Below are 20279 nucleotides of genomic sequence, written 5' to 3' on the forward strand. Positions count from 1 at the left end.
AGCTGCTGCAGCTTTGAGATGGGGCCGAGATCATAGACGACGACAGCAAACGGTTCGATCCGCCGGACCAGTCGATGGGCCAGTCCGTGAAACGAGGGGCGATGGCGACAGGAGGGGCGCAGATCGTGAAGCTGGGTTGCCAGATCACCTCCGTCATCGTGCTGTCGCGCCTGCTGCAGCCCGACGATTTCGGGATCGTGGCCATGGCGGCGCCGGTTGCGGCCTTTGTGGGCCTGTTTCTGGACATGGGCCTGACGCAGGCGACGGTGCAGAAAAAAAGCATCACCGCGGCCGAGGTCAACAGCCTGTTCTGGATCAACATGGCGGTCAGCGCCGTGCTGGGGGTGATCATGATCCTGATCTCGCCCCTCGTGGCGAGATTTTACGGCGAGCCGCAGGTGGCCCTGCTTGTGGCCGTGATGAGCCTGCAGCTTCTGGTCGTGGGGCTTGGGGCCCAGCATTCGGCGCTTGTCACCCGAAGGATGGCGTTCGGTCGCCTCGCGTTGCTGGAAAGCGTCGGGGCCCTGCTGGGCTTGGCGACGGCGATCGCCTGGGCCTATTTCGAGAGAACCTATTGGGCGCTGTTCGTCGGCGGCATGACGACGATGGTGTTCATGACCTTGGGTTGCTGGATAAGTTCGCATTGGCGCCCGGGCGTCCCGCGTTGGGCCAGCGGGACCAAGGACATGGTCCGGTTCGGGGCTGGCCTTACCGGCTTCAACTTTGCCAACTTCTTTGGCCGCAACATCGACCAGATCCTGATCGGTCGTCATTGGGGCAACCAGCAGCTGGGGCTGTACGACCGCGCCAACCGGTTGCTTCTGTTCCCCTTGCAGCAGGTCATATATCCGCTGGGCAAGGTCATGGTGCCCGCCCTGTCACGGCTGAGCCATGAGCCGGAGCGATACAGGAAAGCCTATCTGCGCGTGGCCCCGTTGCTGCTGTTCGTGGCGGTGCCGGGCGTGGCGGTCGCGATCGCAACGGCCGACTTCCTGATTCCCCTTGCGCTTGGCGATCAGTGGGAAGGAAGCGTGAGGATTTTCCAGGCACTTGGCTTCGCCGGAATGCTTCAGCCGCTGAACAGCCCTGCCGGATGGCTGTTCATCAGCCAGGGCCGTTCGGGTGACTTCATGAAATGGGGCATTTTCGGGGCGATAACGATAAGTGTTTCCGTAGTTCTTGGCCTTCCCTACGGTGCCATCGGTGTGGCCGTGAGCTATGCTGTTCATGAATATCTGCGCACGCCCGTGTTGTGGCTTTACGTCGGTCGAAGCGGGCCGGTACAGGCTGGCCACATCCTGCGCATGGCCGCACCTTTCGTTCTGGGGGCGCATGTCGCGGTGGGCGTGCTGTGGCTTCTCAAATCCCACCTGCCGGGGGAACCGATCATGGCTTTGATCCTTGCGACCGTCCTGAGTTACCTGATCGTTGCGGCTATCGCCGCGCTGTTTGCCGCAGGGCGTGACACCCTGATGGAAGTTCATGCCCTGGCATCAAAAGGGCTGATCACCAGACTACGTACCGGAAAAGCCTGAACATCGGATCCCGCCGATCAACATGGACAAGAGAAATGAATTACCGCTCTCTGGCAGATCTGAACGACGCCATCATCACGAACCTGCACCGCCTTCCGCGTGACATCGATCTGGTGGTGGGCGTGCCCCGCAGCGGGCTGCTTGCGGCCAACCTGCTGAGCCTGGTGTCGAACATTCCGCTGACGGATCTGGACTCGTTCCTGGAAGGGCGGATCTACTCCTCCGGCACCTCGACCAAGCGCACGCAGCGACTGGATCGCGGCCTGGCCGACATGCGCCGCATCCTGGTCCTGGATGACAGCGTCAAGAGCGGCGACGCCATGCGCCGCGCCCGCGCCCGGATCGCGGAAGCCGGCATCGAAGCGGAGATCCTGTTTGCGGCGGTCTACGGGCTGGAGGCCACCCATCCCGATGTCGACGTGATCTTCGAGAAGGTCCCGAACCCCCGCATCTTCCAGTGGAACTTCATGCACCACATCGTGCTGGAGCAGGCCTGCGTCGACATCGACGGGGTGCTGTGCCTGGACCCGACCAAGCAGGAAAACGATGATGGCGAGGCCTACCGCCGTTTCCTGAGCGAGGCGGTCCCCCTGCACACTACCTCGCGCAAGATCGGGTGGCTGGTGACCAGCCGTCTGGAGAAATATCGCGACCTGACGGAAGCCTGGCTGAAGCGCCAGGGGGTCGAATACGGCGAGTTGATCATGCTGGATCTGCCCAGTGCCGAGGAGCGCCGGCGTCAGGGCGTGCATGGCAGCTTCAAGGCCAACTTCTATCGCACCGCCGAAAGCACCCTGTTCATCGAAAGCGAGGAACGTCAGGCCGAAGTCATCGCGCGCCTGTCGGGCAAGCCCGTCCTGTGCGTCGAAACGCATCAGGTTCACCTGCCGGATCCGCTGTCCTCGGCCGCGGTCCGGCAGCAGATGCGCAACCTGCCCACCCGTCTGAAACAGCGCGGCCGCAGCACGGGCGACCGCTGGAAGGTCATCGCGCGCAATGTCCTGGGGGAAGGCCGGTACCAAAGCCTGAAGAAGCTGGTTCGCCCGCAACCCAAATCCTGATCCGGCCCAGAAGAAGGCATGTCCGATGCAGCACACTGATCCTGTCATCAGCATCATCATTCCGGTCTGGAACAGCGAACGGCGCATCGTGCAGACGCTTGGGGCGATCGCCGCGCAGACCGTCGACCGTCACCGGTTCGAGGTGATCGTCGTGGACAACGGATCGACCGACGGCACGGCGGAGGCCGTGCGTGCGTTCGACTTCGTCACCTTGCTGTCCGAGCCGATCCCCAGTTCCTACCGGTCGCGCAACCGGGGGCTGGAGGTGGCGCGTGGGCAATACGTCCTGTTCACCGATGGCGACTGCGTGCCCGCACCCGATTGGGTGGAGCAGGCCCTTGCCATCGTGGAGCGCCGGCCCGATGCGGGGCTTTATGCCGGGGACATCGTTCTTTTCCGCGAGGGCGGCGCGCGGGCGGTTGCCGCCTGCTATGAAGAGCTGACGGCCTTCAACCAGCGTTACAACGCCGAGCATGGCTATTGCGTCACGGCAAACTGGCTGTGTCGGCGGGATGATCTGCGCGCGATCGGCGGCTTCAACTCCGCTCTGCTGTCCGGCGGGGACAGCGAATGTTCCCGCCGGATGGTCGCGGCCGGCCACAAGGTCATCCATGTGCCCGAGATGATCGTCGGCCATCCGACCCGCGCCACCCTGGCGGAACTGGTCCGCAAGCGGCGCCGGGTGGTCGGAGGGCGCTGGCAGATGGACGGAATGGCGAAGGCCGGCGTCCCGAAGACCCTGTGGCGGATGGCCCATGAGGCCACGGGCCAGGCGCGGTGGATGGTCCGAACGAAGATCGGCTTGCGGAACAAGTTCGGCGTCCTTGGCATCACGGCGGCCCTGATGCTCGCCTCGCAGGCGGAGGTGCTGCGCCTGTCTGCGGGACGTCCGCCCTACAGGTCCTGACATGCGGACACGAAAACCGGGTCGCGGCGGTTGTGTCCGCAATCCTCGGCAGGTGCCGTCCTTGTCCTCAAAAAGCTCTGTGCCGCAGGAGCCGATCAGCATGGAGTGTTCATGAGGATTCTTATCGGGAGCGCTCACCCCTACCTGCCTCAGCTTTTGGGAGGGGCCCAGTCCAGCACGCATGAACTGGCCTTGGCCTTCCGCCAGCGCGGGCATGACGTCTGCGTGGTCAGCGGGCTGGCGGGCCACGGCTGGTTCGGATTTCGCCGGCGCGTGGAACTGAAGCTGCGGCGCCGGCGGTGGGTGCGTGATGAACAACTGGGTTATCCCGTGTGTCGGGCCTGGTTCGCCTCGGACGTCGTGGCCGATGTGGCCCGGGATTTCCGGGCCGACGTTGCCATGTTCCAGTCGGGCTTTCCGGTCCAGATGGCCCGCGCCATGGCCGGAACGGACATCCCGAGCGTCATCTACCTGCACAATGTGGAAACCGACGATCTCGGCGGCCGCCTGAGCGAGTTGAACGGCATTGCCTTTATCGCGAATTCCCGGTTCACCGCCGAAAGCTTCAGGCGCTCGGACGGGATCTCCGCCGACGTCATCTATCCCATGGTGGAGGCCGACCGCTATCGCACCTCCTCGTCGCGCAAGAACGTCACCTTCATCAATCCCCACCCGCACAAGGGCGTGGACATCGCGCTGAAGGTGGCCGAGGCGTGCCCGGACATCCCCTTCGTCTTCGTCAAGGCGTGGACCTTGTCGCCCAAGGACGAGGACAGCCTGGAACAGCACGCTGCACGCCTGAGCAACCTTTCCATCCGCCCGCCCACCCGGGACATGCAATCCGTTTATGGAAAGGCACGGATCCTTCTGGCCCCCAGCCGTTGGGAGGAGGCCTTCGGCCGCGTGGCGGCCGAGGCCCATCTGAGCGGCATTCCCGTGGTGGGAAGCGACCGCGGCGGTCTGCCCGAGGCGATCGGCCCGGGTGGAAGTGTCCACTCGCTTGATGCCCCCATGGAGGAATGGGTCGAGGCCGTGCGCGCGCTTTGGTCGGACGAGGCGCATTACCAAGCGGTCTCGGCGGCGGCGCTGCAGTATTCCCAGCGGGACGACATGCGGCCGGAGCGGCAGATCGACCGGATCGTGAAAATCCTTGCCACTGCACATGAAGAAGGCCGGAAGTAGATGCGCATTCTGTTTACCATCGGGGATGCCTACCTTCCTCAACGTTCCGGAGGGGCGCAATCCAGCACTTGGCAACTTGTTGAGGAACTTCGCGCGCAAGGGCACGCTGTGGCGGTGATGTGCCGTCTGTCCGGCGGTGGCTGGACCGAGATGTCCTCGCGGATCAAGCGTCGCATTGGCCGCACGCGATTTTCCCGTGACGCATTGCCGGGTCATACGGTCTTCCGGGCATGGGACCCGACCGACACCACCGAAGTTGTCCTGAAATTCCGCCCCGACGTTGCAGTTGTGCAGAACGGCAGCACGATCCCCATCGCCCGAAGCCTGGAAGCCCACGGCGTTCCTGTTGTGGTGTATTTCCGGAATGTGGAATTCGAGGAACTTGAGGGCTCGCCAGCAGATCTGAAACGGGCGCTTTTCGTCGCGAACTCGCAATTTACGGCGAAGCGACACGAGGAGGCATTCGGTATCACCTGTACGGTCATACCTCCTCTTGTGAATGCCGACCTTTATCGGACCAAGTCCAGCCGTGCGAACGTCACCTTTATCAACCCGTACCCGGTCAAGGGTCTGGACATCGCCCTTGCTGTCGCAGAGCGGTGCCCGGACATTCCCTTCACTTTCGTGGAAAGCTGGGGGATCAACACAGAGCTTCGCACTCTTCTGGACCAGCGACTGGCCAGGTTGCCCAATGTGACCTTGCAGCCCCGCACCTCCGACATGAAGACCGTCTATGGAAAAACACGTATCCTGCTGGCGCCCAGCCTTTGGGAAGAAGCTTGGGGCCGGGTCGCCACCGAGGCTCATTACAGCGGCATCCCGGTCATCGGGTCGCAGCGGGGCGGACTGCCCGAGGCTATCGGGCCTGGTGGGCTGATACTTGATATCGATGCGCCTGTTTCAGATTGGGCCGCAGCGGTGAGGCGTCTGTGGGAGGACCCGGACGAATACGCCCGTCTCTCGGCCTCTGCGCTGGAGTTCTCACAACGTCCGGAAATTCAGGCGGGTTATCAGGTCAATCAACTTCTCAAGGTTTTGCACGAAGCTCGATCAGGTGCTCGACGTTGAACGTGAAAGTGCGCGCCACTTGAAGTCCGCCTTCTACTGGAAGGGGATCATCTGCTTTTCCGCATCTTCTGTTTGAAGACGTCAAGGGGGGTCCATCTGACGCGTTCCTGTATTGACCCAGTGGAAACCTGCTCATGCTACAAGGAGTGAAACGTAGCGATGAGTGGACCATTGGAAGACGTCGTCAAGCGGTGGACGGCCAAGCGCAAGTCGGCGCTGGTCATCGAGATCATCCAGGGCAAGACAACGGTGGCGGAAGCCAGCCGTGGCTATGATCTTTCCCCATCGGAGATCGAGGGCTGGGTCGATGATGCTCGTCGGGGCATGGAGAACGCGCTGCGGGCGAACTCGCTCGACGTCCGGCAGGAATACGAGAAGCAGCTCCGGGATCTGCAGGAGGCCTATGGCGAGGCCATGCTGGAGCTTCGCGCGCGAAAAAAGCTGGCGGCCTTCATGGATCGGGAGGACGATGCATGATCCGGACGCTCCATTGGGGCCTGCTGGCGGACGGGATCAAGGTGTCGCGGGTAAAGCTGTGCGCCTGCCGCGCCGGGACGGTCTACTACAAGCCGACCACGGCTTCGCCGAAAGTCGATCCGCGCTTCGCCGTGCCAATCAAGGCGATGATCGAGGAGAACCCCTCCTTCGGCTACCGCACGGTGGCGTTCCTGCTGGGCTTCAACAAGAACACCGTGCAGCGGATCTTCCAGCTGAAGAGCTGGCATGCGCAAGCGCCCCACCGGCTGCGCCCAAGCATCCCGGCGCTGCCGTCTGGCGTCACGGTGCCGAACAAGCGTTGGTTCACCATCTCTGCCTGATCCGGGCCGACAAGGACGGATGGACCAATCTGGCCTTGGTCATCGACTGCCACACGCGTGAGCTTCTCGGTTGGCATCTGTCGCGCACCGGCAAGGAAACCACGGCCGCCAGCGCGCTGGAACACGCCCTGATCAGCCGCTTCGGCACCCTCGGCCGCGTTGACCGCGCGTTCCTGCTGCGGTCGGACAACGGCCTCGTCTGCACCAGCCGCCATCACACCGCCCTGGTCCGCAGCTACGGCCTGAAGCAGGAGTTCATCACCCCTCATTGCCCGCAACAGAACGGCATGGTCGAGCGCATCATCCGGACCCTGAAAGAGCAGTGCGTTCACCGCCACCGCTTCGAAAGCATCCAATGCGCGGCCCGCACCATCGGGGACCGGATCCAGTTCTACAAAACCGGCCGCCCGCATCAGGCGCTTGCCATGCGCACGCCTGCCGAGGCATTCAGATCAACCACTTAAGCTGAGCAGATTCCCCTAGGGTCAGGACCCATTGAGATCATCGGATTGAGTTGATTCAGTCGCCTCAAAGGAGGCGACTGATGAGTGATCTTTTCTGGCTGAGCGATGCGCAGATGGCGCGTCTGCGTCCTTACTTTCCCAAGTCTCGCGGCCGCCGTCGTGTGGAGGATCGGCGTGTGTTGAGCGGAATAATCTTCCTCAATAGCAACGGCTTGCGGTGGCGAAACGCCCCTTCTGGCTGTGACTGATGAACGAGTCCTGAGCCTAGGGTCAATACATTCCTTTATTTCCGATATAACGGAAATCACGCGACTGTTTTTGGCCGGCCTCTGTCTGAGGCCGGCTTTCGTTCTGATGCCTGATGGTTCGGAGTGGCCTGGAAACCTTACGTCAGAACAGGAAATCGTTGCGCGCAAGCGAGCCGATGTCTGTCACCAGGGCCTCGAAGTCGGCGATCCTGTCGCCGGTCACGTCCGCCCTCAGGAGGAGATCCTTGCCCGACCCGACCGTCCAGACCGAATGGGCCGCCGCAGTCGAGCCGGAGAAGCGGACGTCCTGATGGCCGGAGGCGGAGGCGTTTGCGTCGAAGGCCCGGAAGTCAAACGCGTCGATCCCCGAGACGAAGTCGTGCACGGTGTCACGGGCCGTACCGGGACGGCTTTCGGAGGCGGTGTTGAAGACGAAGTCGTGCACGGTGTCACGGGCCGTACCGGGACGGCTTTCGGAGGCGGTGTTGAAGACGAACGTGTCCTTCGACCGCTCGTCCCCGCCGAAGAGGATGTCCGTCCCGGCGCCGCCCGTCAGCGTGTCACGGCCGGCACCACCCGTCAGGACGTCATCGCCCCCGCGCCCGTCCAGAAGGTCGTCTCCGCCAAGGCCCGACAGGGTATTGCCCTGTCCATCTCCCTTCAGGGTGTCGCCATAGGCCGACCCCACGACGCTCTTGATGCCGGTCAGGATGTCGCGCTCCTGTCCGATCCCCGTCTCGTCAAGGGCCAGATGATCCCTGAACGCTTCAAGCCACAGATCCGCCATCTTCTCATAGCCTGCCTCGGTCGGGTGCATGCCGTTGTCGACCGAAAGGCTGGACATGTCGCTCACCTGGAGGGACGACATGTCCACGAAGGCCACGTTGTGCCCCTGCTTGGCCAGGTTCTCGATCATCGGTCCCATGGCCTCGCTGTAGGCGTCCAGCTTGTCGGCCATCGACTGCGGATACTGCCCGACCCGAAGTGGCGTCAGCGATCCGACGAGGATGGTGGCCTCGGGCTTGTCGGCGCTGATGTTGGTCACAAGGGTCTGGAGGTCGGACAGCATCTGGCTGACGCTGTCCGTGAAGCTGTCATTGCCGCCTGCGATGAGCATGACGACATCCGGATCGGTGTTCTTCAGAACCTGATCATGAGTGGCGTTCAGCTGGTTGATCGTCCATCCGCGATGGCCCTGATGATCCGCGTCGATGCCGGAAGGTCCGTCCGAGAGCCCGCCCACCATGTTCACCTGGATGCCCTGATCGACCAGATCGTTCCACAGGAACGTGCGATAGCCCCCGCTTTCGGTATTGCCCTTGTTCACGTAGCCTTCCGTCAAGGAGTCGCCGAAGGGCAGGATGTTGAGGACGCGGTAGCCCGCATCCGTCTCCAGGTCGGCGACGACCGCCCGGGCGGAGTCCGAGTAGTCGGCGGCCTTGCCGACGGGTGCCGGTGTCTCGACCGAAGGCACCTCAACCGGAGGCGGTTCGACGACGGGCGGCGAAACGGGTGAAGGGCCGCCCTTGGCCACCAGCGAGAAGTCGTCCAGCAGGGCGCCCAGCCCGTCGCTGCTCTGGTGGCCGACTTCGCGGATGGTCAGCCGGTCGTCGCCGCCGGTGCCGATGACGTCCACGCGGAAGGTGCCCCAGGATGCGCCCGGCGTGGCGGTGGCCACGACCTTGTCGTTCCACACGACCTCCACCTGCTGGGTGGACAGGGACGCGCCCGGGCGGCCTTGCAGATCGAAGCTCAGCGTGTAGGTCTGGCGGGCGACCGTGTCGACGTCCTGGTAGAAGCCGTCGCGCGCGCCCACGAAGTCCAGCTCCGCATAGGTGTCACCCTGCGTGGCCTTCACGCCCTTCATCCCGTTCCACAATTCGATCCCGCCGCCAGAAAGCGCCGTCCATCCCGACACCGATCCGAAGGTGGCGTATTTTCCAGCCGCGACGTGGGAGCTTTCAAACGAGCCGTTCACCAGGAGGTTGGCGCCGGAGGGAGTAGGATTCACCTCGGGAGCCGGCGTCGGAGCGACGGTGGGAGGCCGTGCGGAAGCGTCGGCCCTGAGCCAGTCCAAGCGCTCGGCGAAATCCCCCATCCAGGCGTTCCGGTCTTCGGAAATGGACCCGGCCCCCACCTTTCCATACTGCGTGTAGGCCGGGTTGTCGGTGTAGTATCCCTTTGACACCTTGATGAATTCGCCGCCCCAGCTTTCTTTCGTCGGGTCGTCCAGATCACCGCTGAGGAAGCGCAGCACCGTCGGGCTGTCGCCCATCTTCACGCCCGCCTGGCCGTGGATCCTGACCGACAGGTCGGCGAACATGTCGCCCAGGGCCCCGTGACCGTCCGCATGCTTCTGGTGCCAGCCATTGATGTAATCGCCGCTTTCGCCGCTTTTCCACATGCCGAAATAGCTGGACTGGTTGTCCACCCACATGTCCAGCTTGCCCTTGAAGTTCGCGGCGATGTAGTCGTAGGCGGCGTCGTCCTGCGTGTTGATGGTGAACAGGCGGATATGGGGCGCGATGTCCGGCGCATCATGCAGGGCCTGCGCGATGTCCGTTTCCCCACCCCATACGAGGACGCTCAGCTTTTCCCCGGCCGCCGCGGCGTCCCGGGCCTGTTCCACGATGGCACGGGAGCCGTCGGTCGGACGTGAGAAGCCCTGCGAGGGTGCGACTTCCGTGGCACCCTGCCATGACACCGCCCGCAGTTCCGCGGCCGTCTTGAAGTCGTCGCTGTGCGCCTGAAGCTTCGCCTGATCCTTTTCGTAGACGTCGAGGATCGTCTTCACGTCCTTGACCAAGCCGTCCTGGATCCCCCATTTCGAGGCCGTCGCCGAGATGCCGACGATGTCCATCTTGTCCTGATACATCAACGCGTGGATCAGCGATTGGGCGTCGTCCAGTTCGGCCGAGTTCAGCCGGAGATCCGTGGAAATGAAGACGCGCGGCGGGGAAGATGCGTCCTCCCCGGCATCCGGTGCGACATCCGGCGGGGTGGGCGCGACAGGTGCGACCTCCGGATCCACATCATCCGATGTGTCAGTGTCGTCGCCTGGAAGGCCGACATCCCCATCGCCCGCCGATACGTGGTTGCTGTCGAATTCGCCCGGCCGGATCTCGGCGTCCGAAACCCTAGCCACCAAGGGTTCGTCGAGGCCTTTCCACTGGCCGGCCCAGGCCTCCTGTCCCTTGTCCACAGCCCAGAGGTCCACGAAGCTGTTCATGGGGCCGATCTGCCACACATCCCCCTGCATGTCCTTGGCGCTGAACACGCCGACGACCTTGCCGTCGATGTAGAAGGTCGCGTCCTTCTCGGTAACGGTCACCTCGTAGGTGTGCAGCCCCTTCGCCGCATCGAAGCCCAGGTCGATGATCGCCCGTCCGCGTGCCGCTTCATCAAGGACGACATGTCTTCCCTGGGCATCCTCCATGTGGATGTTGAGCTGGACCTTCGTCGTGTCCGCTCCCACGAACTCAAAGTCGAACTCCACCCATGGCTGGTTTTTCCAGTCCTTCGTATAGGTGAACATCCCGAACACCGCGCCCGACACCATGTCCGGGGCCTGTGCCGTCCAGCCCCAGGTGCCCGTGGTGGCCGAATTGGTATTTTGAATCTCGCCTCCGGCAACGGAGCGTCCGGATCCGTTGCCGGATGAAAGCACCAGTTCAACCTGTCCATCCGCCGCAATGCGGGCGTTGTTCGCGGACCATTTGGTGAGGGTCGACTGACCGGCATTCCAATCCGACACCAGCCAGCTGTCGGTCGAATGCGGTTGCCCGGATCGATGAAGATCAAGCGACGAGGCTTTCGAAGGAGCGATGTTCGTCATGGCACGTACCTCAATTTCTCACTGGCTGGCAGGGCTGCCAAACGAGGCGCAGGCCGACCAGATTTCGGCGGCGGATATACAATCCAACAAATCGAAAAGACAACCCTAGGTTGCATCACAAACCTGCGAACACGTTGCTCGCGTTTGATTGGCAGAAGCTTGCAAGATTGTAAGGACGCCATATGGAACGTCCTTCCGCACCGGCCCAACCAGCCGCCATGCTGCCTCATGCTTCGTCAGATGGACACGCGGCGTGTTGGCGCACGTGCTTGTTTCAGCAAAACCTCGGGTGAGAAGCCGATGTGGCCGTTCAGCGCACGAGTGTTCTCTGATGCCGTTGCAAGATTGGAACATCATTTGCAGAGAGATGAACGTGTTTCACGTTCAGCGGACGCAGGGGGCCTTCCGGCCCTGGGCGTTTTTCCTTGCCGTGGATGCCGGGAACCGTTTCATGGGCGGGCATCAATCTGTCGCCAGCGATCAGGATCCGTCACCGGCTGCTCGACGGCTTTACCGCTTCGCGCCGTCCCACGAGGAAACGAAGTCGCACACATCGCTCGCGGCCATGGGATGGCCAAAGTAGAACCCCTGCGCGGCGGTGCAGCCCTGCTGGCGCAGGAGCGCGGCTTGTCCTGCGGTTTCCACGCCTTCGGCAACCACAAGGATTCCAAGGTTCTGACCAAGACCCAGCAGGACCTTGACGACGGCGGCGTCGCTGGCGTCCCTTTCCAGGCCGCCTATGAAGGACCGGTCGATCTTGAGGACGTTCACCGGGAACTGCTTGAGGTGCGACAGGGACGCATAGCCGGTGCCGAAGTCATCGAGCGCCACGGTTACCCCGGCCGCGCTGAGCGTGAAGAGGGCCCGCTTCACGAACTCGGACCCGTCGCCGAGAAACACGCCTTCCGTGACCTCGATCTCGAGACAATGCGTCGGAATGCCTGCCACCCTCAGCTTTGCAAGCACCCGCTCGGCATAATCGTCGCGCCGGAACTCGCTCGAGGAGGCGTTGACGGCGATCCGCCCGACCTCCGTGCCGCTGTCCAACCAGCCGCGGAGGTGCCGGAACACGCAGGATTGGATGCGTTCGCCGATGGCGATCCCCAAGTCGGTGTTGTCGAAGGCCGGAGCGATCGTTTCCGGCGACTGGAGGCCCTTGCGGGGGTCGTTCCAGCGCAGCAGGGCCTCGAAGCCGATCAACTTCCCCGAGCGCAAATCGACCTTGGGCTGGTAATGAGGAACGATCCAGTCAAAGGCGATGGCTTGTTCCGCCGCCTCAAGCGCTGATGCAAGCTTCTGCAGATCCTTTTGCATCGAGGGCCGGAACATCGTGAAGACACCCCGCCCGGCCGCTTTGCTGGCATAAAGCGCGAGATCGGCCTGTTTTCGCAGCTCCTCCGGTGTCACGGCCAACCCGGGCTTCGTGATCGCTCCGCCGATGCTGGTGTGGCAGTCGAGAACATCGTCATGAAGAAAAAGCGGCTCGTACATCCGGTCGACGATGGCCTTGGCCAAGGCGGAGATGTCGCGTTCGCTCCTGACGTCGGGCAGGACCACCGCGAATTCGTCCCCGCCCAGTCGGGCGATCTGCCCGCGATCCCCCACGACCTGACGCAAACGTTCGGCGAAGCCCTTCAGGCAAACGTCGCCCACGTCATGGCCGAACCTGTCGTTGATCTGCTTGAAGTGATCGACATCCATGGCCAGCAGCCCGACCAGACACCCCGCCGCGGCACATTCCTCCAAAGCCTTCCCGATCTGCTCCTGAAACAGCCTGCGGTTGGCGAGGCCGGTCAGCTCATCGTGGTAAGCTGCCCACAGCAAGCGTTCTTCCACATCCTTCCGATGGGTGATGTCCCGGGCGATGCCGATGACACCTATGATGGCTTCGTCCTGGCGCCAAGGCACCTTGACGGTGTGATAGTAGCGGCGGGTACCTTTTTCGGTGACATACTCCTCGATGCTCAATGTCTGGCCCGTTGCCAGCACCTCCTGGTCATCCCGCACGTATTTGTCGGCAATGTGGGCCGATGACAGATCATAATCCGTCTTGCCCAGAACTGCCGCGCCGCCGAACTTCTTGTTGGCCGCCCGGTAGCGCCCGTTGACGTCCTTGACGAAGATCAGGTCGTCGGCGCTGTCGATGACGTCCTGCAAAAGATCGTTGGCTTTACGGGCGCGCTCTTCGGCCAGCGTGTGACGGGTGATATCCTCCGCGACCGTGACGGTCCCGGTGATGTCTCCCGCCTCGTTCCGGACGTAGGACATGTTGATATTGCACCAGATGATCGAGCCGTCCGTCCGGACATATCGCGTTTCCAGCTGGAGCGGCTCGCCCGTCTGTTCGTGTTCCTGCAGCTGCGCCGTTTGCCGTTCGATGTCCCGGGGATGAACAAACCGGATGGGCAATATCCCTTCAAGTTCGTCCTGGGTTCGGCCCAGGATATCCAGATATCTCTGGTTGACCATCACCACCCGATTGTGCCGATCCTGATGCAGGAGGCCGATGGAGGTCTGGTTGAACACGGTCTGGAGTTGCCGTTCACGCTCCAGCAGGGCGAGGGTATCCTGCTTGTGACTGTGGATGTCCTCGGACGTGCCGTACCAACGGGAAATTCGACCCAAGCTGTCTCGTTGAGCCTGGCCCCGTGCCCTGAACCAGCGATAGCTCCCGTCGCGGATACGAACGCGATACTCGTGGTCGAAGGGCGCCCCGGTCGCCACGCAATGGCTCCAGACCTTCGACGTCGTCCCCACATCCTCCGGATGCAAGGCCTTGGCCCATCCCTCACCACGGGCCTCCTCGCGTGACATGCCCGTTATCTCGCACCAGCGTTCCGAGAATTCGATGATGTTCCCCTGGGCATCCGCAACCCACGGGATCTGGGGGTTCAGTTCCATCGAATTCCGATAATGCTCTTCGCTTTCCCGAAGGGCTCTTTCCGTTTGCCGGCTTTCCGTGACGTCAAGGGCCGACACAACCAGAAGAGGCTCATCCCCCTCAGGCCCTTGGCGGGTGAGGAGACGCTTGTGGATCCGCATGAGACGGGCGCTGCCGTCCACCGTCACGACCTCATCGACCACGCGTTCGCGCCCCGTGGCAAACACATGCTCATCATCGGCCGCTGACATGAGCGCCTGATCCTCGGGTTCGAAATCGGCGATGGAGCGGCCCAGCAGCTCGTCGCGGCTATGTTTCAGAAGGGCACACATCGCGCTGTTCACCAGCAGAAACCGGTGCGCGCGATCCTTGGCCGCCAAAGGCTGCGACACGTCATTCAGCAGACGTTCCAGCACCTCCATCGAAAGGGATGGTGGCGATGCTTCGGGAATGGAAACGGTCTTGTCATGCGAGCCTGAGCCGTTGGGTGCCATCTCGTGCGATCCCGTGCTGATCGGTGGACGTTTCATCCTGAAGCCAAGTTACAGATCAATCGTGCAATCAGGAAGCGTATTCGATCTTCCTTGAAATCATGACGCAGCGGCGAATAAGGGGCCGAAGGCTGGCGCAGACGGCACGCCCTTTTGGCAGTTCCGGCACGAAGACATCCAGCGTGGCACCTGCCGCAGATCATGGGACACGACAAGCCACATGGGCACACGCGCCACCACGATGACAGCCAGCACCAACCTGGGCGATCGTCGCGAAGGCAAGATGCCACATGGAATCATGCGGGCCAGCGAGGTTCGTGGAAGACCAGAGGACGCAGCTTGATGCTGCGGGCTGCGCAAACGCCCGTCTTGGTGGAACATGGGGGTCGGGCCGGGGTTGACCCGCACAATGCAATGAATGGCGATGCCCCACGATTTGGCGGGGCCTTGTATCACACACATGAAGGGTGACATCATGGGTTTGCTTGATCAAGTGCTGGGCGGGGTGATGAATTCCCGCGGAATGGGGGGGCAGACCGGCTCCAGCTCCTCCCCGCTGCTGCCGATCCTCATGGCGCTGCTGTCCAACCGGGGCGGGCAAGGTGGCGGGCTGGGCGGGTTGCTGGGCGGCATGGCCGGTGGTGGCGGACAGTTTGGCGGAGGAGCGCAAGGCGCCGGCCTGAATGGCGGCCTCGGCGGCCTAATTGACATGTTCACGCAAGCGGGACACGGGGACGCGGCCCGCTCCTGGGTTTCGTCCGGGCAGAACCAGCCCATCGGGCCACATGAGGTCGAGACGGCTTTCGGCGGGCAGACCATCGACCGTCTTTCCCAGCAGACCGGCCTTCAACGCGGGGACTTGCTGTCCCAGCTGTCCGCCATCCTGCCCGAAGCGGTCGACAAGCTTACACCGAACGGCCGTCTGCCGGACGAGCACGAAACGCGCCACTGGTAAGGCGAAGTCCGAATTGGCGGGGACACAAAGGCAATTGCCAGCGTCCCGCCAGTTCAGGTTATCGGTAAGGGCCTTTTCAAGAACGCTTCTTCACACGGAAGATGAGGATGCTGCGGCCTTGAGCAGCCTCGCGACGGTGCCTCCGCCCTGATGGGCGGCGGTCACCAAGGCTGCGGATCCGAAACGGGCATCCGACGTGATCTCCCGCCCGGCCCAGGTGGGCAGCACCAGCGGATGGTCTTCCCTCAGAAGCTCCACATCTGCGGTGACGAAACCGGCGAGGGGCCCGAGATATTCGTCGACCTGCCAGACGAGGCCGGCCACCTCGACGTCATGGCGGTTCTTTTCGATCGCCGGTGCTGTCGAAAAGTCCGCGATCATCGCGCGGGCATGCTGGTCGTCCAGCGGAATATGGTATTCGCTCCGCTTGCACCCGCTGCGCTGCCCCTTGAAGGTGAGCATGGCCTCGCCCTCGCAGATGCGGATCCGGGCCTTGCCCAGTTCGAACTTCGCGATCAGATGGTCCGTGATGTGCCATGTCTTGCGAACACCCGCACGCCACGTTCCGGATGTGATCAGAAACTTCCTTTCGATTTCCACAAGCATGATGGTTCCTGAAGCTGTGCACTCGACGTGAGCAAGGAAAAGGGCCGGATGAACCGGCCCTCGGCAGATGTTGCGGATTGTTCAGAGGTCCTTCTTCGGAAGGCCGCGCTCGTCCTCGATCTCGACCTCCGTATGCCGCACGGTGTCGGAGATCGTCTCGCGGTGGGTGTCGCTCGTCTTGCGCAGGCCGACCTCCTCCACGACACGGGCGTCTTTCGACACGACGGCTTCCTCGCGATACTCCTCCGCCTCGAGGATCCGTTCCCGGTAATCCTCGTCGACGATGGCGGCCCGATCGACCGGGCGGCGCTCCAGTTCCACACGCTCCTCGCGCAGTTCGACGCTTTCGGTGACCGGCACGTCGACCGTGTAGGCGCGGACGCGCATGTGACCGCGGCTGGTGTCGCGCTTGCCGACGCGCAGACGCTCTTCCACCACCGGGATCGTGGCGTCGTCGGAAAGGTCGTCCGCAGACGCAGCGGCGACGAGCGTGGCGTAAGAGCTGGAGGCATACCCGCCCCAGCCTTCGGAGCGCCAGCTTTCCTCGCGCTCGTCCATGTTCACCGTGCCTTCGTCCTCCAGGATGGTCAGGGCGGCGTCATATTCACCGGAGGTCAGACCGGTGAGGGTGACAAGGTATCCGCCCCGGGACAGCCCTTCGGCGTAGGCGTAGCGATCTTCGTCGGGAAAGGCGTGGTCGCCCAGCTTGTCCCAGAAGCCCTTGTTCGTGTCGGCGTCGCCGGCCACGCCCGTCGTCTCGGAGCCGCCTTCCACGCGGATCTGGGAGGACGCGATCCCCACCTCTTGCAGGCGTTCGACCGCACGCTCCGCGTCCATACGGTTGTCGAACAGGGAGGAGATCGTCGTATGGCCGATCGTGTCGCTTTCGATGTTATAGGTCATGAGGTGCCGTCCTTTATGCCAGAGTTCCGACGTGAGGTGTGGGTCGCGGGGAGAACGTTCATCGCGCTTTCGACACGGCTACCTCATGCGGTTGCGGGTGATCTTCCGGTCCGAGGATCGCTGCCTGACCTGAAGGACAGACAGCCCGAGTTTCATGCTCGTGACCTCCTGTCAGGTGGGGCAACCGAAAATCCACATACACGTTCCTTAGGAGCCGCCCAAAGCGGACGACTTTCGGCGGCGCGAGCGGAATTCCGCCGTTTATGCTGGGGGAGGAGCATTCTTCGCCGACGGCGCAAGTTACCGAAACGCTGACGCGGCCGGAATTCCTGAACCCGTCAGCGGCCCATCGTAGCGCCGCCTATCTGGGAGCGACCCCACCCTGATCTTCCCCAATCAGACCACCCATTTTCTCTAAGGGTATTGGCAGAATTCTTGCCGGCTGAAGACTCCGCAGATCGCCCCTTTGTCACCTCTCTTCCACGAAGGACGGCGGACCGCACGCTGATGACAGTCCCGGTCCAAAGGCCGAATCCTTCGGGCAAGATCCATTGCCATGGCTCGATGCCCGTAAGGAGCATCATCGGCCGAAGGCTCCTCATGGCCGTGGCGCCGACAGGGCCGCTGCAGGATCGTTCTCCGGTCCGCTCAGATTTCGCAGGATTTCTTCTACCGCGTCTGCGTTGCCCCGTTCGAAAGCCCCTCGTAGCTTCACAGGGAAATGAGGAGCACGACATGACACGACTGGCCACACTTCTGGGGACCGCGGTGGCGCTGGCGCTTCCGCATGGCGCGTTGGCGCATGGCACGACGGAGCGTCCGAACCTTCTGCTGATCGTCGCCGACGACCTCGGCTATGCCGACACCGGCCCGTTCGGAGGGGAGATCGCGACGCCCAACCTCGACGCGCTGGCGGGGGAAGGAGTGCTTTTCACCAACTTCCATGCCAACGCTTCCTGCGCCGTGACGCGGGCGATGCTTCTGACCGGCATCGACAACCACCTCGCGGGTGTGGGCCAGCAGGGCAACCTGCCCGCGAACCAGCCGATCCGCGCGGGATACGAGGCGGTGCTGTCGGACCGGGTAGCCACCGTCGCGGAACTTCTGTCGGATGCGGGGTACCGCACGTCCATCGCCGGCAAGTGGCATCAGGGCAGCGACTGGGACAGCCAGCCGCAGAACCGTGGCTTCGACAAGGCGGCCGTGCTGCTGGAAGGCGGAGGAGCGCATTTCAAGCAGGACGAGATGGGAATCCTGAAGAACAGCCCCTTCACCTTCATGCATGACGGGAGGATCGTGGAGGTGCCGGACGACTATTATTCCTCCACCTACTTCACCGACCAACTGATCGAGGCCATCGGCGACGGACAAGAGGAAGCCCCTTTCTTTGCCTTTGGCGCCTTCACGGCCCCGCACTGGCCCATTCAGGCGCCCAAAGTCGACATCGACGCCTATGCCGGACGCTATGACGCGGGGTGGGAGGTTCTGGCGACCGAGCGTATCCGGCGGCAAAAGGAGTTGGGCCTGCTGCGCGCGGACTTCCCCGAACAGCCGGAATTCGAACGCGCCCGCGCGTGGGACAGCCTGAGCGCGGAGGAAAAACGCACCGCATCCCGCCACATGGAGGCTTATGCCGGGATGGTCACCGCCTTCGACAGAGAGATCGGCCGTCTGGTCGACCATCTGAAAGCGATCGGTGAATATGACACCACGGCCATCGTGTTCATGTCGGACAACGGGGCCGAAGGGGGCGTGCGGGGCGAACCCGACTGGGTCGCGGCCAATTTCAACCAAAGCTATGACAATATCGGTCAGGCAAATTCCTTCGTGGAATACGGGCCCGGCTGGGCGCAGGCGGGCACTGTCCCGAACCGCCTTTACAAGTATCTTCCTTATGAAGGGGGAAACCATGTGCCCGCCATCATCCACTATCCCGCGGCCTTTCCGGCCCGTCACACCGACGCGCTCGCCTCGGTCATCGACGTGACGCCGACGCTGCTGGATCTGGCGGGGGTGGAACATCCCGGTATCCGCTTTGACCGGCGGGACATCCTGCCGATGGAAGGGGCAAGCATGGCGGGATTCCTGCGGGGCGACACGCGGGTTCTGAACCCCGAAGGGCATGTGGTGGCGTTCGAATCCGCGGGCTTCGCGTCGCTCCGTCGCGGCGATTGGAAGATCGTCTTCGAACCGAAGGAGCATCAGGACTGGCAGCTTTACGACATGACCGCGATGACACCCGAAAAGACCGACGTGGCGGCCGCCCATCCCGAGGTGACGGAGGATATGCGCCGTGCCTTCGTGCTGTGGGCGGGCGCGCACAACGTGCCGGTGACGGAACGCGGCCTGCCGCGCGGTCTGCAATGATTGTGACCGGCGCGGGCAGCCGGGACCGCCTGGACGACTATCATGCCGCCCGGCCCGCTCCGGGCGCCCCACCGCGCCCCGGCATGGTGTGGGTGCCGGGCGGGACGTTCCTGAAAGGGTGCGATCACTTCTACCCCGAGGAGCGCCCCCAGGCATCCTGCGATGTCGCGGGGTTCTGGATGGACACAACCCCGGTCACGAACGCCGGTTTCCGGGCCTTCGTGAAGGCTACGGGGCACGTCACCACGGCCGAACAGCCCATATTTGAAGGCGGCCGCGCCTTGCCGCCGCACGGCATGGTCTTCGTTTCGCCGAAGGAGCCCGTGCCGCTGGAGGATCCGACGCGGTGGTGGCGCATTGTCGACGGGGCGACCTGGCAGGCGCCGCGCGGTCCCGCGTCCTCGCGCCCCGACCGCTGGCTTTTTCATCCGGTGGTTCAGGTGTCGCTGGCCGATGCGCAGGCCTATGCCCGCTGGGCCGGCGCCGATCTTCCGTCAGAGGCGGAATGGGAGTTCGCCGCGCGGGCGGGTTTGGACGGGGCCGTCTTCGCTTGGGGCGACGTGGACGATCCCGCGGCCGCGAACCGTTGGCGGGGCACCTTCCCCCGCCAGTCGGAGAAGCGGGGCGGGCGCTACACCTCTCCGGTCGATCAGCATCCACCGAACCGCTATGGCCTGCGCGACATGATCGGCAACGTCTGGGAATGGACGGCATCCCCCGCGAAAGAGCCCGGATCCTGTTGCAGCGCCCCCACCGGGGGAACGGCCCCGCGCCACGTCCTGAAGGGCGGATCCCACCTTTGCGCCCCGAACTATTGCTTCCGGTACCGACCGGCGGCCCGCATGTTCCATGACGTCACGGCCCCCACGTCGCATATCGGGTTCCGCTGCGTGATCCGCGCTTGATGGGCTGCGCATTTGGCGGGTTGACGTAGCGCCCGCCCGACGCCGATGGTAAG

Annotated in this window: 15 protein-coding genes and 1 pseudogene; 12 read left to right on the forward strand and 4 right to left on the reverse strand. The window is 63.3% G+C overall.

The window, feature by feature from the left end; all coding sequences use genetic code 11:
* Positions 1–74 precede the first annotated feature (74 nt).
* The 9 genes and pseudogenes from ACSHZY_RS11020 to ACSHZY_RS11060 all read left to right on the forward strand — a co-directional run.
* Positions 75–1535: a lipopolysaccharide biosynthesis protein gene (locus ACSHZY_RS11020; RefSeq protein WP_435169052.1), complete on the forward strand. Its 1461-nt coding sequence runs from the start codon at positions 75–77 to the stop codon at positions 1533–1535.
* 35 nt (positions 1536–1570) lie between these two features.
* Positions 1571–2596: a phosphoribosyltransferase family protein gene (locus ACSHZY_RS11025; protein ID WP_435169054.1), complete on the forward strand. Its 1026-nt coding sequence runs from the start codon at positions 1571–1573 to the stop codon at positions 2594–2596.
* A 25-nt stretch (positions 2597–2621) separates the two neighbouring features.
* Entirely contained in the window at positions 2622–3503 is an 882-nt protein-coding gene (locus ACSHZY_RS11030) for a glycosyltransferase family 2 protein (RefSeq protein ID WP_435169056.1), read from the forward strand.
* A 111-nt stretch (positions 3504–3614) separates the two neighbouring features.
* Positions 3615–4685 (forward strand): glycosyltransferase, encoded by a 1071-nt coding sequence (locus ACSHZY_RS11035; RefSeq protein ID WP_435169058.1) that lies wholly within the window; start codon positions 3615–3617, stop codon positions 4683–4685.
* Positions 4686–5753 (forward strand): glycosyltransferase family 4 protein, encoded by a 1068-nt coding sequence (locus tag ACSHZY_RS11040; protein WP_435169060.1) that lies wholly within the window; start codon positions 4686–4688, stop codon positions 5751–5753. It abuts the gene before it with no gap.
* A gap of 171 nt (positions 5754–5924) precedes the next feature.
* Entirely contained in the window at positions 5925–6230 is a 306-nt protein-coding gene (locus ACSHZY_RS11045; protein WP_435169062.1) for a transposase, read from the forward strand.
* Positions 6227–6571: a hypothetical protein gene (locus ACSHZY_RS11050; RefSeq protein WP_435169064.1), complete on the forward strand. Its 345-nt coding sequence runs from the start codon at positions 6227–6229 to the stop codon at positions 6569–6571. Before ACSHZY_RS11045 ends, ACSHZY_RS11050 begins: the two co-directional genes overlap by 4 nt.
* Positions 6550–7035 carry a transposase gene (locus tag ACSHZY_RS11055; protein WP_435169066.1) on the forward strand — a complete coding sequence of 162 codons (486 nt, stop codon included), beginning with the start codon at positions 6550–6552 and terminating at the stop codon, positions 7033–7035. The genes ACSHZY_RS11050 and ACSHZY_RS11055 overlap by 22 nt, the downstream gene beginning before the upstream one ends.
* 80 nt (positions 7036–7115) lie before the next feature.
* A pseudogene (locus ACSHZY_RS11060) lies at positions 7116–7268 on the forward strand (transposase); the annotation flags it as partial.
* 157 nt (positions 7269–7425) lie between these two features.
* Here the strand turns inward: ACSHZY_RS11060 and ACSHZY_RS11065 are convergent.
* Positions 7426–11118 carry a nucleoside hydrolase-like domain-containing protein gene (locus tag ACSHZY_RS11065; RefSeq protein ID WP_435169068.1) on the reverse strand — a complete coding sequence of 1231 codons (3693 nt, stop codon included), beginning with the start codon at positions 11116–11118 and terminating at the stop codon, positions 7426–7428.
* Between the two features lie 510 nt (positions 11119–11628).
* Positions 11629–14493 carry a PAS domain S-box protein gene (locus tag ACSHZY_RS11070; RefSeq protein ID WP_435169070.1) on the reverse strand — a complete coding sequence of 955 codons (2865 nt, stop codon included), beginning with the start codon at positions 14491–14493 and terminating at the stop codon, positions 11629–11631.
* A 472-nt stretch (positions 14494–14965) separates the two neighbouring features.
* On the opposite strand from ACSHZY_RS11070, the gene ACSHZY_RS11075 reads away from it, so the two are divergent.
* Positions 14966–15445 carry a YidB family protein gene (locus ACSHZY_RS11075; protein ID WP_435169072.1) on the forward strand — a complete coding sequence of 160 codons (480 nt, stop codon included), beginning with the start codon at positions 14966–14968 and terminating at the stop codon, positions 15443–15445.
* A 90-nt stretch (positions 15446–15535) separates the two neighbouring features.
* On the opposite strand, the gene ACSHZY_RS11080 is transcribed toward ACSHZY_RS11075, so the two are convergent.
* Complete coding sequence (locus ACSHZY_RS11080) at positions 15536–16051, reverse strand: CYTH domain-containing protein (protein ID WP_435169074.1); 516 nt, start codon at positions 16049–16051, stop codon at positions 15536–15538.
* A gap of 81 nt (positions 16052–16132) precedes the next feature.
* Positions 16133–16954 (reverse strand): YsnF/AvaK domain-containing protein, encoded by an 822-nt coding sequence (locus ACSHZY_RS11085; RefSeq protein WP_435169076.1) that lies wholly within the window; start codon positions 16952–16954, stop codon positions 16133–16135.
* A gap of 735 nt (positions 16955–17689) precedes the next feature.
* Between ACSHZY_RS11085 and ACSHZY_RS11090 the strand changes: the two genes are divergently transcribed.
* Together ACSHZY_RS11090 and ACSHZY_RS11095 are read left to right on the forward strand one after the other, a co-directional pair.
* Complete coding sequence (locus ACSHZY_RS11090; protein ID WP_435169078.1) at positions 17690–19321, forward strand: arylsulfatase; 1632 nt, start codon at positions 17690–17692, stop codon at positions 19319–19321.
* The gene (locus ACSHZY_RS11095) at positions 19318–20226 is read left to right on the forward strand and encodes a formylglycine-generating enzyme family protein (protein WP_435169080.1); all 909 of its coding nucleotides are present in this window, start codon (positions 19318–19320) and stop codon (positions 20224–20226) included. The genes ACSHZY_RS11090 and ACSHZY_RS11095 overlap by 4 nt, the downstream gene beginning before the upstream one ends.
* Positions 20227–20279 lie beyond the last annotated feature (53 nt).

This window comes from Falsirhodobacter sp. 1013 (genome assembly GCF_051195255.1).
GTDB lineage: Bacteria > Pseudomonadota > Alphaproteobacteria > Rhodobacterales > Rhodobacteraceae > Falsirhodobacter.

Bases quoted from the DNA above. Each gene is read 5' to 3' on its own strand.
- ACSHZY_RS11070 (WP_435169070.1), bottom strand. From the start codon at position 14,493: ATGGCACCCAACGGCTCAGGCTCGCATGACAAGACCGTTTCCATTCCC.
- ACSHZY_RS11035 (WP_435169058.1), top strand. From the start codon at position 3,615: ATGAGGATTCTTATCGGGAGCGCTCACCCCTACCTGCCTCAGCTTTTG.
- ACSHZY_RS11050 (WP_435169064.1), top strand. From the start codon at position 6,227: ATGATCCGGACGCTCCATTGGGGCCTGCTGGCGGACGGGATCAAGGTG.
- ACSHZY_RS11040 (WP_435169060.1), top strand. From the start codon at position 4,686: ATGCGCATTCTGTTTACCATCGGGGATGCCTACCTTCCTCAACGTTCC.
- ACSHZY_RS11090 (WP_435169078.1), top strand. From the start codon at position 17,690: ATGACACGACTGGCCACACTTCTGGGGACCGCGGTGGCGCTGGCGCTT.
- ACSHZY_RS11025 (WP_435169054.1), top strand. From the start codon at position 1,571: ATGAATTACCGCTCTCTGGCAGATCTGAACGACGCCATCATCACGAAC.
- ACSHZY_RS11080 (WP_435169074.1), bottom strand. From the start codon at position 16,051: ATGCTTGTGGAAATCGAAAGGAAGTTTCTGATCACATCCGGAACGTGG.
- ACSHZY_RS11095 (WP_435169080.1), top strand. From the start codon at position 19,318: ATGATTGTGACCGGCGCGGGCAGCCGGGACCGCCTGGACGACTATCAT.
- ACSHZY_RS11020 (WP_435169052.1), top strand. From the start codon at position 75: ATGGGCCAGTCCGTGAAACGAGGGGCGATGGCGACAGGAGGGGCGCAG.
- ACSHZY_RS11030 (WP_435169056.1), top strand. From the start codon at position 2,622: ATGCAGCACACTGATCCTGTCATCAGCATCATCATTCCGGTCTGGAAC.
- ACSHZY_RS11075 (WP_435169072.1), top strand. From the start codon at position 14,966: ATGGGTTTGCTTGATCAAGTGCTGGGCGGGGTGATGAATTCCCGCGGA.
- ACSHZY_RS11085 (WP_435169076.1), bottom strand. From the start codon at position 16,954: ATGACCTATAACATCGAAAGCGACACGATCGGCCATACGACGATCTCC.
- ACSHZY_RS11065 (WP_435169068.1), bottom strand. From the start codon at position 11,118: ATGACGAACATCGCTCCTTCGAAAGCCTCGTCGCTTGATCTTCATCGA.